Origin of the sequence: Nostoc sp. C052 (genome assembly GCF_013393905.1) — a bacterium.
In the GTDB taxonomy this organism is placed as follows: domain Bacteria; phylum Cyanobacteriota; class Cyanobacteriia; order Cyanobacteriales; family Nostocaceae; genus Nostoc.
Map to the genome: position 1 here is coordinate 6,096,443 of NZ_CP040272.1, position 16,138 is coordinate 6,112,580.

Here is a 16,138-nt window from a genome sequence, read left to right on the forward strand (position 1 = left end):
TTGAATAAGGAAATAGGCCAAGTGCAACAGGTTTTATGGGTAGGAATCGGTTGTAAACGGGGAACATCATGGCAGTTGATTGATTGGGCAATTGAGCAAGTGTTTCGAGAAAATCAACTTTTTACAGGTGCGATCGCAGGTATTGCTACCATTGACACTAAAGCCTCAGAAGTTGGCTTAATAGAACTTTGCCACCTCCGTAACTTGCCTCTAAAGACCTTTTCTGCCGAAATCCTTCGCTCTGTGTGTGTCCCCAATCCTGCCACAATTACTGACCACAAAGTAGGTACACCTAGCGTAGCAGAGGCAGCTGCTATTCTTGCAGCTTCTCAACTCACATCGTTGACTATTTTTACCTTTACAAGTGTGGAAGAGTTGCGAGTCAGGTTCTTAGTTCCCAAACAAATTTTCCAACCACAAGGGCAAGCAGGAGCGGTAACTTTAGCTGTTGCCCAAGCTTTAAATACTACTAGTATTACAGAACTTCACTAATTTTTCTAGTCAACAACTCTCAAAAAATAGTTAATTACGCTAGAAACAATTGCTAGCACAATTGAACCTAACAAAGCAGGTAAAAAGCCTTTAATTTCAAAACCATAACCAGGAGTTAGGGCACTTGCCAGCCAAAGGGTTAAAGCGTTGATCACAAATGTAAATAAACCAAAGGTGAGTAAGGTAATTGGAAACGTCAAAAGACGCAAAATAGGCCTGACAAACGCATTAACAAGACCAATAACTACAGATGCAACAAGGGCGACAACAAAATTATTGACAATAAAACCATCAACAATTCTAGAAGTAATCAATAACGCCACCGCAGTACCGAGCCAAGTTAATAAAAAGTGTTGCATAAGTTTTTTTAGAGTAATTAGCAGTAAGTTTAATTAATTTCACTATTGCCATCTGTGATCTGTAACACGATTAGGTATCTTGTGCTTGACTCCTAAAGTTGCCATCATCTTTTATCAGTCTAAAAGCAATATGAGAAGGAGTCAGAATTCAGAATGGGCTACGCCCCGCTGCGCTAACAGAATTCAGAATACTCTACTCTGTCAAGTCAGGGCTTTCGCTAAGAAAGAATTTAAGATCGCGCGCGTTTAAAATCGCTTGCTCTAAACCTCGATTCTCCATCCAGTCGCACATAATCCATTCTGGATTCTGGCTCCTGAATTCTGAATTCTTCTTCGGTAATTTTTCAGTGCTGGCATAGAGATACTTCTAATCGGTATATCTTTATCGTATTGCAGGATGTACCGCATTAAATTCATAAAAAATGTTGGGAAGCGCAAAACCCTTACAAAGGTTTCTCTAATCCGAGAAATCTCAGTAATTGGGGATTTACAAGAAATAAATTATCCAGTTTTGTACACTTAGTGTATTATCCGCCCTTAGCCAGAGGTGCGGGTAAGACGCTAAGTGTAAGTTTGAAGAGTAGGGATAGGGTTAACGCCGCAAAAGAACCTCCCAGGTAGAGCCACCAACTACACCGTCAGCTTCTAATCCATAGCGCGTTTGTGCAGCTTTCACAGCTGTCTCCGTTGTCACGCCAAAGTCTCCATCGGCATCGCCTTTCAAGAAACCAAGCTTTTTCAGTTGTTGTTGCAACTTCACAACTTCAGAACCACGTAATCCTATACGCAAAATTGGCAATCCTTCTGAGGTGTATTGAATACCAGGGGTTCGCTTCGTAGTTGTGTTTGACTGAGTTTGAGTGGTTGATGTATTACGATTTGGCGTTTTCTTTGTGCTGGAAGTTGTAGCTTTTCTTGGGGTAGCAGGTCTTGGCTCAGGGCTGGTTGCAACTTGTGTTACAGCTTTTTTTGGGGTAGTAGGTTTGGGTTCAGGGCGAGTTGCAACTTGTGTTACAGCTTTTTTTGGGGGGTTGGGATTTGCAACGTTGGTGAGGTTGCTAGCCTGGGTTGGAACAGGAAAATTTGTAGCTGAGTTAAATCTTGGCTGGGATGAGGGGACGGTTGATGCTACTGTCGGTTCTTTTGGAAAAAGTCGTTGCCAAGTGCTGGCATCAACAATACCATCTGGATTCAAACCGGCGGCTTGTTTAAATCGGGCAACAGCACTAGCTGTATTCTCACTATATGTACCGTCTACGGCACCAGAGTAAAAACCCAAAAGTTTCAGAGCTGCCTGAAGTTCAGATACGCGTTCGCCTTGGCTACCAATTTTGAGAATAGGGCGGTTAATGCTATCTCCAGGATTTACTTGAGCAATTTTTTGTGGTGCTGCTATTGATACTACAGCCGTTGAGGCAATCAACAGAGGCGTAGTAGAGAACAAGAGTATTTCAATGGCCAATAAAGATTTAGACCTCTTTGGCCACCAACCCTTTTGCCGTTTTTCCATTCTAAAGCGATTTACAGTTGGGTCTAGTAATTTTAAGTAACTCAAAATACTTTCTGTCAGGCTGCTTTGCATGGAATTTACTCCCAGAATATTCTCATGCTAATGGTACAGCCGCTTGGTCTAAAAAACAGCTGATCATTTATAATGTCTAAGCTGTTGCGCCTGCAAATTGCATCACAAGCATGATTAGGCAAAACCTGTAAATCCTCTCCCTTGCTCCCAGCAAGAACTGCTCCCCTGCCGCCTCAATGTGCAAACTATAATCACAACAGCTTACGTTGAGGGTTCTTGCTTTAGTGGAATCATCACAACAAACTCGGCACCTTCTCCTGGTGCTGAACTACAATCGATCTTTCCTGCGTGTTTTTGGACGATTATTTGGTAGCTAATTGATAGTCCCATACCTGTGCCTTTACCTACAGCTTTTGTCGTGAAGAAGGGGTCAAATAGGCGTTTGCGTACTTCCTCAGTCATGCCTGGGCCATTGTCGGCAATGCTAATGATTACATAGTCTTCTTGGATGAGAGTGCGAATGCGAATTGTTGGGATGGGGCATTGGGTATGGGGCACAAGAGGCAGAGGGGCAGGGGAAAGGGTGCAGAGGAGAGGAATTTTCCCCCTGCTCCCGACTCCCGGCTCCCCTGGTTCTTCCTCACTCCCAACCCCTTCTTCCAAAACATCGATCGCATTTGTCAACAGATTCATAAACACCTGATTCATCTGTCCAGCGTGACACACTACTGGTGGTAGGTTGCCGTAGTCTCGGATTACTTGGATTCCGGGATGTCCTGGTTTAGCTTTTAGGCGATTTTGCAACAACAGCAAGGTGCTATCCATACCTTGATGAATATCTACTGCTTTTGTACCGTCTTCATCAAGACGAGAAAAATTGCGTAAAGATAGGACAATCTGCCGAATGCGTTCGGCTCCCATTTTCATAGACTCCAGGATTTTGGGTAAATCTTGCCGGAGAAAGTCTAAATCAATGGTGTCGATTTGTTGGTTAATCTCTGGTGTTGGTGGGCAGTAACTCTGTTGATAAAGTTCTACTAAGTGCAGCAAATCCTTGGTATATTCACTAGCATGGCTAATATTGCCGTAGATGAAATTGACGGGATTATTAATTTCGTGGGCAATACCTGCAACCAATTGTCCTAAACTGGACATTTTTTCAGTTTGAATCAGTTGCGCTTGAGTCTGTTGAAGTTCTAGCAGTGCTGCTTCTAGTTGCTGGGCTTTATCTTGGGCAGTTTGGGCAGTGATGCGACTTTGGGTATAAAGTTTTGCTTGGTCAATGGCGATCGCTAGTTGAACTGTAACTGCTTGTAGTAATTCTACTTCGTTGTTCAGCCAAGGGCGAAAGCCACTACAATAACCACAGCTAAATGCACCAATTTCGCCAGATTGGGTATGTACAGGCAGCGACATAAACGCAGTGAAACCAAAATCCTGCAAAAACTGCTGTGCTATGGAATCGCTCACAGTCTCAGCATCATTAATACGGATGATTTCTCCGCTCAAGGTTTTAGCTGCGATTAGCTTGATTTCGGCATTAGTTGCTTCTTGGTCGTTAAGAAGGCAGGGTAAAAAGGAACTTTTCGCCTCATATACTTTTTCCCAGTAGGGTACATCAGCATCTTGCCGATACCAAAAGAAGACGCAGCGATCGATCTCGAATAAGTTGTGAATTTCTTGCACTGCGGTTTCCACAATGTAATTGAGATCCAAAGAAGCTCGAATCTGATTAGAAAGACGATTAAGTAGTGCTTCTCGCTGGGCGCTTTCTCTGAGTGCAATTTCTGCTTGTTTGCGCTTGATGCCAATGGCAATTTCCTGGGCGGCAAATTCCAAGGCTGTGAAAGCTGATTCTGTCACTGTTTGGCGGGCAAACATGGCGATCACCCCTACAGTTTCATCTTCAACAATTAAGGGATAGCCAGCAAAGGCGACCATATCCTCTTGCTTTGCCCATTCTTTGTTACCGACGCGGGGATCTGTCTGCACAGAGTTAGTTAAGTGAGGTTTGCCTTCTTGGGCAATCAAACCAATTTTGAATTGACCGACTGGCACATATTTATGGGGCCCATTGATGTGGGTGTACATCCCCGAACTGACTTGCAACTCCAATACATTATCTTGTTTGTTCAGCGTCCAGATGCGAGCAAAGGCTGCATCAAGATGTTCAACTAAGGCTTCAGTGCAGCAGCGCATCATGTTTTGTAAGCTGTCACTCTGAGTCAATGCCGCATCTACATCGGCACGAAAATTTGCTAACCGCGCTCGTTCTGCTAAAGCTACTTCTGCTTCTTTGCGGTCAGTGGTATCGTAGCAAATACCAACGAAGTACAAAACATTGCCATTGGCGTCTCTAATCGCAGATGAGTTGCTTGTATGCCATCGCCAACTACCATTTTTGTGTTTGATTCGATATTCAATTGCTTTTTGTTTCTCGCCTGTTGTCAAAATTCTTTGGAAATAATCGGTACAGATATGCACATCATCAGGATGTATGAAGGGAATAAAGGATTTGCCTTCAACCTCTACAACCTCATGCCCAAAAATTTCAGTCCAGTTAGGAGAAACGTAGGAAAATATTCCTTCAAGTGTCAGTGCAAAAATAACGTTGTTGGCGTTTTCTACAATGCTGCGGAACTTGGCATCACTTTCGATCAATGCTGCTTTATTCTCGCTAGTGTCGCGGACAAGAACGATAATTTGTCGGGCTGGTAATGGTAATAACCTAGCTTCAAATTTATTTTTCCCTTCTAGTAGCGGTAAGGTATATTCAAAACTGACTTCAGATTGAGTTTCCAGTACTTGAGTTATTGCTTGGTAGAAGCGATCGCCTACAACAGTTGGTAAGCATTCTCGCAAACTCTTGCCCTGATAATCTCCTGGTGGAATATATAGACTCTGCATCAATCCTTGCTTGTAATCCAAAATACTTCCATCAGCATCAAGCCGAAAGTACAAATCAGGAAGCACTTGCAAAATCGCTGCAAATTCTGATGTTTTTTGGCGCAACTGTGCTTCAACTGCTTGGCGTTTTGTAGTTTCAGCTTGTAGTTGCTCTAATGCTTTTGATAACTCTCTTGCTCGGTTTTTATCTGTAATTTTACGTAATTGACGAGAATATTTTGTCGATGATGAGTAGCTTTCTGAAGGTTGGCTGCTCGCTATCGGCACTCCTGTTAGATCGATACAATAACCGATGTAACCAACAAAGCTACCATCTGCTGAAAACCGTGGCGCAGCTGTATCTAAAATCCAGCGATATTCGCCATCAGCACCACGCAGGCGATATTGCCTCTGGAAGGAATTATGTGTCGCAAATGCTCTCAGGTATATATCTTCACATCGCTGTCTATCTTCTGGATGAACACTGCAAGTCCAAATATTGCCTATCTCCCCTTCTCGCGCAGATGTTGTGAGATGTGTTCCTGTAAATTTCAGCCAATTGGAATTGAAGTAACAGTAAAGTGCATTGCATCCAGACATCCAAATCATCAGAGGAGTAGTATCGGCTTGCTGACAAAATAATTTTTCATTCTCTTGTCTTTCTTCCTCTTCAACAATGATTTGGTTAACGTAGCTCTGCACCTTTTTAGAAAACACTTTTGCCTGCCTGCTCTGCCTAAATTATTAAGGTAATAGTCTGAAAATATGATTTGTTAATACATGGATATAATCTTTTTCATGCCGACATGCTAACGATCTTAATACTTTATTCATTTTTATATATGCGCGAATTCCGCTTTTACTGTAAATAAATTGCAAAAATGCTGAAGTTATGATTAAGATTAACTTCAGCATTTTTTATGAAATTTAAACTATCTATATTCAGAGAATTTGTTTGACTTTATTTCTGATTTAAATAACTGAAAAATTCATCTGAGCTATGTAATTGCATTACTCAAAAACATGATTTAGCTTTACAGAGACTATATGATTTTCTGTGGAGTATTTACATCTTTATCAGAAATTTACAATAATGAAGAATTTTATCCAAAATAAATATTGATTTTTCATCAAGAAGAATTCAGTATGAATTAGAATCTGGCTGATGGATCTAGCTTCCATAAAATCAGGGGTATAAAAGAGGTTGAGAACCACATCTCTACTAAGCAATATCTAGTAAATTGGTGGTATAAAACCCAACTTTATTTATTCGCAATCCTGGATGATGGCGAATGTATTCTTTTTTATTGTTCTCAACAAAATCCAATTTTTCAAAATTGTCTTGACTATTGAAAATTCCTTATATAGCAATCCTATCTGAGTTATCAGAAATCTGTGTGATGACGAACTACCAAGGAAAAGAGAACAAAAATAGAATTTACAAATCTCATGAATTATTTAGGATTGCTATAGCAAAATCGCAAATTAAATGAGAGAAATGCTAAATGTGATATCAACACGTTGTAACAATGGCTGATAATCGTATTTTTTATGTTATAAAGCTCACAGAAATTAATGTTAGGCGGAAACTACTTTATGGAACCAGATAAACTTGGCCGTTTTAAGGAGTACGGCGAATTCATCCTCCGAAAGATAGATTCTGTGCCCCAGTACCCTTCTAAACAAGAAGATTGGGTTCCAGCTAGTCTTGATGACTGTCTTCTTCGTTTGCGTTCAGCTGCCCAGAAAACTGTAGACCTGGCAACTTCGCCTGTAAAAATTGGGGTGATGGGGGAATTCAGTAGTGGAAAAACTTTACTTTTAGGCAGTCTAATTGGATATGCAGATGCTTTGCCTGTCAGTGAAAACCCCACTACCGGTAATGTTACCGCCATCCATATTATCCCGCAAGACGATTTCGCAACGACGCAACTAAGTAATTTTACGGTAGAGTATCTTTCCCATGAGGGAGTACACGAGTGTCTACGCTTCATGCTAGGGGAAGCCAATAAACGAACAACAGCAGCAGGGCTTCCTCCAATACCAGTATCGAAACTCAACTCTGGCACAGATATTATTAGCTGGTGTGAAGAAGCATGGAATAGCAGTAACAATTTAGAGCTACGTTATTTACTGAGGGAGTTGGTATTATTCCTGCGGGCTTATCAAGCTTATGGGGAGGTTATGTGTAGTGGGCACTACCAGATTGATGCGGTGACTGCCCGTGAGGGGCTACAGCTAGTCGAGCAGCCAATGGCAATCCAAACTCTGAAATTTGAGGATCTACCGCCAGCACACATCAGATTACCGAGTCCACCCCAGAGGCTACCAACAAAGTTATTGCAAAACAGTTTCCCACTGATCCGTCGCGTCGATATCGATGTGAAAATCTCACGGGAAATTTGGGATTTTGCAGACGCCGCGAAATTTATTCTCATCGACTTTCCGGGATTGGGGGCTGCTAATTCCGGGGCTAGGGATACCTTTTTGTCATTGCGAGAATTGGCAGAAGTACAGACAATTTTGGTATTGCTCAATGGTAAATCTCCTGGGAGCGATCGCGCCAATAAAATCTTCACCATGATGCAGCAGCAGCGACCAGGACAAGACCTGAAAGATTTAATTCTCGTCGGTGTGGGCCGTTTCGATCAACTACCTCTAGACAGCGAGGGTGGCGAAAGAGAACTTGACCATCTCATTGAAGATAGCCATTTAGAAGAGGAAACGGTTCTCCAAAAACTCAAAGTTCTGCAAACTACCATTGACGGTGCAGCAGCATTTACAACCCAAAAAGACCGCATCGTTTTACTGTCGCCACTGTTGGGACTGGCTGAATTAGCAAAACGTTCTACTACAGTCAAAGCTGGCTCACCAGAGTTTTTAGCTAACTTAGATTATCCTGATTATTTAGATCGGTCTAAACGGCTACAACAGAAATGGGAGCTATTAAGTGAACGGCTGATAGAATCCAACACCCGTAGCTATTTGGGCAAACAGTTGGGTTATTTTAGTCAAGATGGCGGACTTAGTAAGCTGCGGGAATTGATTCAAACTCACGTAGCTACTCATGGTCTAAAGCAACTGCATGAAGATACCAAAAGAGCTGCTGATGTGGTGAGTCAGCAACAAGATCACTTGAAAGACATCATAGATGAAATTCACGAGCAAGGTATCCCCACAGGCGATAGTCCCGCTTTTATCGAGTTGCGCTTTGTGGTCGAAAGCTTAGATAAAATTTACAGAAATTTCCAAAAAGATATCGGCAAAGAACCACTTAAAGATCGGCGCGGTGTTGTTGTCAGCGATGTAGTGAAAGACGAACTCACCTTTAGAATTCTTAATTGGAACCAGTGGACTTTACTCTTCAACAAAGCCAATAATGGAGCGATCGCTCTGGCAGAATCTAAAGGTGCAGCGGGGAAATTATTCGATCGGGGAAACCGCGTAAATACTTCCCTTCCAACTAAGAGCGATGATTTTTATCCAGTATTTGAGAAAACTGTTAAAGAAGTAGAAGATTTTGCCCGCGAGCGCATTCATCAAGCCGTGGTAGATTTATTAAATCAATTATCAAATCATGTAGCCCCAGAACGCGAACAATTGCAGGCATTTTTCCACCCAGAAATGGAACAAGAAATCGAAGAAAAATTTGGTTTTGAAGATGCCGATCTCTTTTACAAATTATTATTAGGATGCGATCCTAACGAATGGAAAGAAGCAATTATCGCTGAAATCAGTAGTAAAGACAAAACCGTTGCACCCGAAATTATCTTTCCCCTAGCACGTCAAGACGATAAACACAACGTTGGTCAAATCTTTGATTGGGCACCAGAGAAAAGCCAAGGCTTACCCAGATCGAGCAATCACCAACTTTTAGTACTGCGACTGCGAGATGAAATTACTGCTAGTTCCAGCCTGCATCTTGTGCAGTATGTTAGCGAAGTTAATCAGCAAATTAATTCCGAACTAGAAGGTATTTTGGATCAAATTATTCCTAGTCTGCAAAACCTTTCAAAAAAAGAAACTTTGCTAAGATATTTGGCGGCTGGAGAATTGCCATCTGAGATCCAAATTCCTACTTGGTTGCAGATTATCTCCGAAACTGCGGCTGTTTCTTACTCAGATGATTTGGATTTGAGATGACGCGATCACGTAGAGATATTTTGTGAGACGTGATGCGATTTTTTATACAATTTTTAAGCATGTCCCAGAATTGTTTTCGAGTTAGTAGAACAACCACCGCCTGAAGCTGCTAGCTATCGCTTTGAATCAGTAGAAGTTAAATAACCAACATTAAGGTCAACGATGGGCAGGTTACTGAACCTTTGGATCAAGAAAGGTTGCTCGCGATCCTGACTCAGCTAAACACCAAGATGGACGAAATCATACAAACTAACCACAGCATAAATCGTGAGCTAGACGCAAGACTTAAAGATGTGGAGGAGTTTGAGCGTAATTTTGAAAGCTGGCAAGCCGAACTTAGCTCGCGCGGCGAATAGTTACTGGGGATTAGGGATTCCATATAATAGTTGAAGAAGTGCAACAAAATTAAACATCAAATCTCTCCTCGCAAAACCCTTACTTTGGCTTGACAAACAAGATAAATTGGGTCTAGTTGGCATCTGCGCGGTTGAATTCAATCTTTTCACGAACGGAGAACACAAAATCTATGACCAGACTAGAAACCCGCACTGAACCAATGGTGCTAAACATGGGGCCACACCACCCCTCAATGCACGGGGTTCTGCGGCTAATCATGACTCTGGATGGCGAGGATGTCGTTGACTGTGAACCAGTTATCGGCTATTTGCACCGGGGAATGGAAAAAATTGCTGAGAACCGCACTAATGTAATGTACGTTCCTTACGTTAGTCGCTGGGACTACGCGGCGGGAATGTTCAACGAAGCCGTCACTGTCAACGCCCCAGAAAAGCTTGCAGGTGTCGCTGTCCCCAAACGCGCTAGCTACATCCGCGTCATCATGCTGGAGTTGAACCGCATTGCAAACCATTTGCTGTGGTTTGGCCCCTTCCTCGCTGACGTAGGCGCTCAAACTCCCTTCTTCTACCAGTTCCGGGAACGGGAGATGATTTATGATTTGTGGGAAGCTGCTACAGGCTATCGGATGGTAAATAACAACTACTTCCGCGTTGGTGGAGTAGCAGCTGATTTACCTTACGGTTGGGTAGATAAGTGTCTGGAATTTTGCGACTACCTATTACCCAAAGTTGATGAGTATGAACGCTTAGTAACCGATAATCCCATCTTCCGGCGACGTGTTGAGGGTATTGGGACTATCACCCGTGAAGAAGCAATTAACTGGGGACTTTCTGGCCCAATGTTACGCGCCTCTGGGGTGCAATGGGATTTGCGGAAAGTTGACCATTACGAATGCTACGACGATTTCGACTGGGATGTACAGTGGGAAACTGCCGGTGATTGCTTTGCCCGTTACGTAGTGCGGATGCGGGAAATGCGCGAATCTGTGAAGATTATTCGCCAAGCAATTAAAGGACTTCCTGGCGGCCCTTACGAAAATCTGGAAGCCAAGCGTTTAGCCGCAGGTAAAAAATCTGAGTGGGACGCATTTGATTACCAATTCATCGGCAAAAAAGTTTCCCCCACCTTTAAGATTCCCAAAGGTGAAATCTACTCTCGTGTAGAAAGTGGTAAAGGTGAATTGGGAATTTATCTAGTTGGCGATGATAACGTCTTCCCTGCACGTTGGAAGATTCGCGCCGCAGATTTCAACAATCTCCAGATTGTCCCACATTTACTGCGCGGCATGAAGGTTGCAGATATTGTGGTCATTCTCGGTAGTGTTGACGTAATTATGGGGTCTGTGGATAGATAGAAAATATCTATCTAAGTACTTTTTAGAGCAGTTGTATGACAGTGCAACTGCTCTATTTTTTTGGCTTTTGGTAAAATTGGCGATTGTAGTGGTTCTGAATTACCTGAGTTCGATGTAAGGAAATAGGCTATAAATCTTTACTGATAAGAGTTACAGGGTTTTGTTAGGCTTCACTGATTGTCAATAATTTTAAGCTATTGATCAAAATGTCTAGTTGACAACTTTAGTAAGTAAATTTTCAAGGGAAAAATCTTAAGTAATATTACTAGCAACAATCAATATTGTCCCTAAGCTCTGAGAATAAAGTAATTATTTCGGAGATAGGAATGGATAATGGAATTAGAAAAGTTGTTTTGTGAAATAGATGATTTTTGTGTGATTTTTGAAGAGAATTTTAAGTCTAAAGTTATTGCATCTCAAAAGCAGCAAAGACAAAAAAAGAGTCAACTATGTTTAAGTAAGGTCATGACAATAATAATTTATTTTCATCATTCTAGTTATCGAAATTTCAAGAGTTATTATCAAGATAATCTGGCAAAACATTGTCAAAAATGATTTTTGTGTTTAGTAAGTTATAACAGAATTATCGAATTAATGTCTCATGCTTTAATGCCTTTAATCTTATACTTAAATTCTCGTAATGGTCAAATCACTGGCATTAGTTTTATTGACAGTATATCTATTCCAATTTGTCATCCAAACCGAGCGAAAAGAAATAAGGTATTTAGAGGCTTGTCAGGTTGGGGAAAGAGTTCTGTCGCTTGGTATTTTGGGTTCAAGCTTCATTTAATCATTAATGACCAAGGGGAGTTATTAGCTTTTCAAATAACTCCTGGAAATACAGATGACCGAGTACCAGTTCCAACCTTAACTCAAAACTTATGGGGTAATCTTTTTGGGGACAAAGGATACATTTCTAAAAAATTATGGCAGGAACTTTGGTCAAATAATATCAAGGTAATTACTCCATTTAAGAAAAATATGAACAATCAGCTAGTTGATTTTTGGGAAAAACTGATATTACGCAAAAGGTCGTTAATTGAAACTGTTAATGACCAATTAAAAAATATCTCTTAAATTGTTCATTCTCGTCATAGAAGTGTCAAAAATTTTATGGTTAATCTGCTTGCAGGTTTAATCGCTTATACTTTTCAAGAGAAAAAACCCTCTTGAAAGCTAGATAAAAATGAAATCGAAAATTTACCTGCTTTGTTAGTTTAATCACCTTTTTATTTAAGTAAATTATTTAACTTAATTTTCCAAAATAGCAGTTTTTGGATTAGTTTATTTTGACTATCTATTCTCAATAAGGATTGCTAATTGATAGAGTATTGATTATCATTGATTTTTAAGCGTTTCTGTTATATCGAACTCAGGTAAGGAGGGTACTTAAACTTGTTTGTACAGATTGCTATATTTATTGTCTTAAACTATAAAAAACTGAGCATATTATTTGCAAATTCCTAAAATTCTTAACTTTAAATTTATAATTGGAAATTCTTTTTAGTGCAAATTAAAAATTATAATTTCTTAAGAATTTCGTTTAAATTCAGCGAACAGGTTGACTAGTATTAACTTCCGTTAAAATTGAAGTGCTGCTATAAATGCAACAATGTATTTAAATAAAGTCTAATAAATTACTATATAAATCCGGCAGCATTTACCTAGTCATAATTTTACAACCGTGCAAATTCATCCTCACTCCGAATTTAACCATAGCCGCGATCGCCGTGAACAGGGTTTGCAAAAATTGCTTGCTCGCCTTGTTAAAACAATGCAGCGCGATGAGTTAGTGCGGCAAACAACCAATCAACTCAGAGAATCGCTTCAGGTTGATCGGGTGGTGTTGTATTATTTTTACGGGCAGTGGCAAGGACAAGTGACTTTTGAATCTTTGAGTTCTCAAGAATTTTCAATACTTGGTTCCACTGGCCCAGATGGTTGTTTTAATGACGAGTATGCTGCTTTATACTTGGCAGGACGGGTAAAGGCGATCGCTGATATTGAATTAGAGCCAATCGAATCTTGTCATCAAGATTTTCTCCGCAATATGCAGGTTCGCGCTAATCTGGTTGTACCAATTTTGATTCCGAGAGGATTATGGGGATTGCTAGCAGCACATCACTGTCAAGGGCCTCATTATTGGTCGCCATCAGATATAGAAATGATGCAAACAGGGGCACAAACTCTAGCAACAGCCCCTTACATACTAGAAAGTTAACCTGCTGTGCATTGATTTTTCTAATCAGGAGAAAGAATTATGAAATTTGGTTTCACGGTCATCTGGGTAGAAGATGTAGTTAAAACCGTTGAGTTTTACGAAAAAGCATTTGGTCTGGTTCGTCGCACTCTCCAAGAGAGGGGGCAGTTTACCTGGGCTGAAATCGAAACCGGAAACACCACACTAGCTTTTTCTTCTAGTAGCGAAGCCCAAAAGTTATTTCCTGGCGGCTTCCATGCCAACGATGCCACACAACCACCGACATTAATCGAGATATCATTTATCACTCCTGATGTTGGCAGTGCTTACATGAGAGCGATCGGGGCTGGTGCAAAAGCATTGGATGCTCCTAAAGCGCAGCCTTGGGGACAAACGCTCGCTCGTGTCCGCGATCCTAATGGCGTGCTGGTGTCTTTGGTGAGTGGCTAGTACCGCAAAGCGGAATTAAAAATTGAAAATTAAAAATGAATACAGCGTAATGTATGGCGAGTTTCCATAGAGGCAATAATTGGGCTGAGGATTGCGATCGCTTCGGCGAAAATCAAAACCTTTGGGTTAAGGGTTATTGGTATAAAGAAGACGCAATTTATCGCATCTCTATATAAGGGAACTCCAAGAAATAAATTATGCAATATTGTGGGGTGGGCAACATGAGCGCCCAGTCCATAAGGCTCTCGTTTCGCCCACCCCACAAGAGTTAATTGAATATTTTTTTATTTGGAAGTCCTTAAGGGTTTTGTTGCTCTATCTGAACTGTTGTATTGGGGCAGACATCCAAAACTCTTACTAGAACTCACGACATACTACAATTTTTGACACTATCTATAATTTGTATAATTTATTTACATAATGCAATCTTCCTAACCATCAAATATGGATAGAATTGCTGCATAAATATTTTACCTACTGCCGATAAGTTAACACAGCTTCCCATCAGGGATAGCTGATTCCATCTTTCCATTCTGGAATAGCCAATAGGCTTTTCTATCAACAGGACTTTGATCATGACACAACAAATCATTCGTGAAGCACCTGCTCCTGATCCGTTAGAAGGTCAACAGACAAACGAATTCTTCTACGTCGCTGCGCCTAATGAGCCTATTCTCAATGTCAACAACATTCAAGGCAACATTCTCGGTGGGTTCAATAAAGATTACCAGGCCCTTTTGTTCCTGGAAATTGAAAATCCAAAAGCCTTCAAGCACTGGCTGAAGTCACAGATCGACTCCATTGCCACCGCCTCAGAAGTGATTGCCTTCAACCGCCTATTCAAGTCTGCCAGAAAACGACGAGGCCGCGAAGGTGCTGTTAAGGCAACCTGGGTCAATATAGCTTTCTCCTTTGAGGGACTGAAGAAACTAACCAATGATGCCGACTCATTTACGGATGATTCCTTTAAAGCTGGGCTAGCAGCACGCGCTGTTGATTTGAACGACCCGGTGGACAAGGATGGTAAACCTATTGGCTGGGTCGTGGGTGGGCCGGATAATGGTAAAACTGATGTGGTTTTCATCATTGCCAGCGACGATCGCGCGGATTTGTTGACAGAAGTATCGCGGATCTTAGAAAGCATTGTGGTATTTACAGACGATGAAGGCAAGTCTAAGAGCAGTGGAGCCAGAATTACCTTCTTAGAAGAAGGAGCCAACTTACCTGCACCTCTGACTGGACATGAGCATTTCGGCAACCTGGATGGAATATCACAACCTGGTATTCGTGGCCGGGTTGCTGATAATCCGAAAGAACTTCTCACTCCTCGGCAGAACCCAGAGAATAAAAATCAGGGCAAACCAGGACAGGATCTTCTCTGGCCAGGAGAGTTTGTTTTTGGCTATGAAGGTCAAAACAATGATGCTAAAACGTTGGAAGATAGCAAAGGTCAGGTTGTATCAGCAGGACTACACTGGGCGAATGATGGCTCTTACCTTGTATTCCGCCGATTGCGTCAAGATGTATACAAATTCCACCATTTCTTACACAAAAATGCTGCCGAGCTAAACACTGACCCGCGAAAGGTGAGCGCAAAACTAATTGGTCGCTGGCCTAGTGGCGCTCCCACTGTCCGCACACCCGAAAAAGATGCCCCACAATTGGGTGATAATGACGATGCGAACAATGATTTTGAATTCAACGGTGATGATCCACCGAAGGATTATTTCTTCAAAAACGACGTAGTTCCACCTTCCAAGGATGCAACGGGTCTGCGCTGTCCCTTTATTGCCCATACCCGCAAGACTTATCCACGTAATGACAAAACACCAGGAGGTGGAGGCCCTGGTCCCGAAGAGATTGACCGCAGTGAAGTGACCACTCAAACACACCGCTTACTCCGTCGCGGTATTCCTTATGGCCCGGTGTCTGCTTCGACGCCGAACAATCCACTACAAGATGAGAAGTTTGTTGACCGTGGTCTTCACTTTTTGGCTTATCAGACATCGATTGTAGACCAGTTTGAGTTTGTAACCCAGAATTGGGTTAACAATGCAAAGTTCAGTGAGGAGGCGGCTACCGGCCACGAGTTTGAAGGGGAATTAACTCTTGGTCACGATCCAATTATTGGTCAAAGTGAAAATAACAAACCAAATGGCGATCGCACACGCAAATTCTACATCCACCTTGAGGATGACCAAGGTAAACCTCGAACCAAGGAGTTAACTGCACCTGAAGATTGGGTAATTCCTACTGGTGGCGGCTACTTCTTTGCACCGTCGATTTCTGCTTTGAAGGAAGTATTGACAAAATAACGATTTCATGATGTCGCTGGGCGATCGCATGGAACCGCAAACTTCTCAAATTTTGTCTGT

General features: G+C 41.7%; 12 protein-coding genes. 8 read left to right on the forward strand and 4 right to left on the reverse strand.

Features of this window, described 5'->3' with window-relative positions; all coding sequences use genetic code 11:
- Positions 1–21 precede the first annotated feature (21 nt).
- On the forward strand, positions 22–492 hold the full coding sequence (locus FD723_RS25200; RefSeq protein WP_179067810.1) for a cobalamin biosynthesis protein: 471 nt from the start codon (positions 22–24) through the stop codon (positions 490–492).
- 5 nt (positions 493–497) lie between these two features.
- Here FD723_RS25200 and FD723_RS25205 read toward each other — a convergent pair whose 3' ends face one another.
- The 3 genes from FD723_RS25205 to FD723_RS25215 form a co-directional block, all read right to left on the reverse strand.
- Positions 498–851 (reverse strand): phage holin family protein, encoded by a 354-nt coding sequence (locus FD723_RS25205; protein ID WP_179067811.1) that lies wholly within the window; start codon positions 849–851, stop codon positions 498–500.
- A 592-nt stretch (positions 852–1,443) separates the two neighbouring features.
- Positions 1,444–2,433 carry a peptidoglycan-binding protein gene (locus tag FD723_RS25210; protein WP_179067812.1) on the reverse strand — a complete coding sequence of 330 codons (990 nt, stop codon included), beginning with the start codon at positions 2,431–2,433 and terminating at the stop codon, positions 1,444–1,446.
- A gap of 201 nt (positions 2,434–2,634) precedes the next feature.
- Positions 2,635–5,868, reverse strand: coding sequence for a PAS domain-containing protein (locus FD723_RS25215; RefSeq protein WP_372743821.1), 3,234 nt, complete (start codon positions 5,866–5,868; stop codon positions 2,635–2,637).
- A 987-nt stretch (positions 5,869–6,855) separates the two neighbouring features.
- Between FD723_RS25215 and FD723_RS25220 the strand changes: the two genes are divergently transcribed.
- The 6 genes from FD723_RS25220 (at position 6,856) to FD723_RS25245 (ending at position 13,763) form a co-directional block, all read left to right on the forward strand.
- Complete coding sequence (locus tag FD723_RS25220; RefSeq protein WP_179067813.1) at positions 6,856–9,402, forward strand: proteasome protein; 2,547 nt, start codon at positions 6,856–6,858, stop codon at positions 9,400–9,402.
- 69 nt (positions 9,403–9,471) lie between these two features.
- The gene (locus tag FD723_RS44200; RefSeq protein WP_372743822.1) at positions 9,472–9,546 is read left to right on the forward strand and encodes a hypothetical protein; all 75 of its coding nucleotides are present in this window, start codon (positions 9,472–9,474) and stop codon (positions 9,544–9,546) included.
- 382 nt (positions 9,547–9,928) lie between these two features.
- Positions 9,929–11,113 carry an NAD(P)H-quinone oxidoreductase subunit H gene (locus FD723_RS25230; protein ID WP_179067814.1) on the forward strand — a complete coding sequence of 395 codons (1,185 nt, stop codon included), beginning with the start codon at positions 9,929–9,931 and terminating at the stop codon, positions 11,111–11,113.
- 594 nt (positions 11,114–11,707) lie between these two features.
- Positions 11,708–12,190, forward strand: a complete 483-nt coding sequence (locus FD723_RS43040; protein WP_256874922.1) for an IS982 family transposase — start codon at positions 11,708–11,710, stop codon at positions 12,188–12,190.
- Between the two features lie 607 nt (positions 12,191–12,797).
- Positions 12,798–13,334 carry a GAF domain-containing protein gene (locus tag FD723_RS25240; RefSeq protein WP_179067815.1) on the forward strand — a complete coding sequence of 179 codons (537 nt, stop codon included), beginning with the start codon at positions 12,798–12,800 and terminating at the stop codon, positions 13,332–13,334.
- Positions 13,335–13,373: 39 nt separating this feature from the next.
- On the forward strand, positions 13,374–13,763 hold the full coding sequence (locus FD723_RS25245) for a VOC family protein (protein ID WP_179067816.1): 390 nt from the start codon (positions 13,374–13,376) through the stop codon (positions 13,761–13,763).
- A 29-nt stretch (positions 13,764–13,792) separates the two neighbouring features.
- Here FD723_RS25245 and FD723_RS25250 read toward each other — a convergent pair whose 3' ends face one another.
- Positions 13,793–14,026, reverse strand: coding sequence for a hypothetical protein (locus tag FD723_RS25250; RefSeq protein ID WP_179067817.1), 234 nt, complete (start codon positions 14,024–14,026; stop codon positions 13,793–13,795).
- Between the two features lie 312 nt (positions 14,027–14,338).
- Here FD723_RS25250 and FD723_RS25255 point away from each other — a divergent pair, with 312 nt between their 5' ends.
- Positions 14,339–16,078 (forward strand): Dyp-type peroxidase, encoded by a 1,740-nt coding sequence (locus FD723_RS25255; protein WP_179067818.1) that lies wholly within the window; start codon positions 14,339–14,341, stop codon positions 16,076–16,078.
- Positions 16,079–16,138: the final 60 nt, after the last annotated feature.

Bases quoted from the DNA above. Each gene is read 5' to 3' on its own strand.
- FD723_RS25205 (WP_179067811.1), bottom strand. From the start codon at position 851: ATGCAACACTTTTTATTAACTTGGCTCGGTACTGCGGTGGCGTTATTG.
- FD723_RS25210 (WP_179067812.1), bottom strand. From the start codon at position 2,433: ATGCAAAGCAGCCTGACAGAAAGTATTTTGAGTTACTTAAAATTACTA.
- FD723_RS25215 (WP_372743821.1), bottom strand. From the start codon at position 5,868: ATGATTTGGATGTCTGGATGCAATGCACTTTACTGTTACTTCAATTCC.
- FD723_RS25220 (WP_179067813.1), top strand. From the start codon at position 6,856: ATGGAACCAGATAAACTTGGCCGTTTTAAGGAGTACGGCGAATTCATC.
- FD723_RS25230 (WP_179067814.1), top strand. From the start codon at position 9,929: ATGACCAGACTAGAAACCCGCACTGAACCAATGGTGCTAAACATGGGG.
- FD723_RS43040 (WP_256874922.1), top strand. From the start codon at position 11,708: ATGTCTCATGCTTTAATGCCTTTAATCTTATACTTAAATTCTCGTAAT.
- FD723_RS25245 (WP_179067816.1), top strand. From the start codon at position 13,374: ATGAAATTTGGTTTCACGGTCATCTGGGTAGAAGATGTAGTTAAAACC.
- FD723_RS25255 (WP_179067818.1), top strand. From the start codon at position 14,339: ATGACACAACAAATCATTCGTGAAGCACCTGCTCCTGATCCGTTAGAA.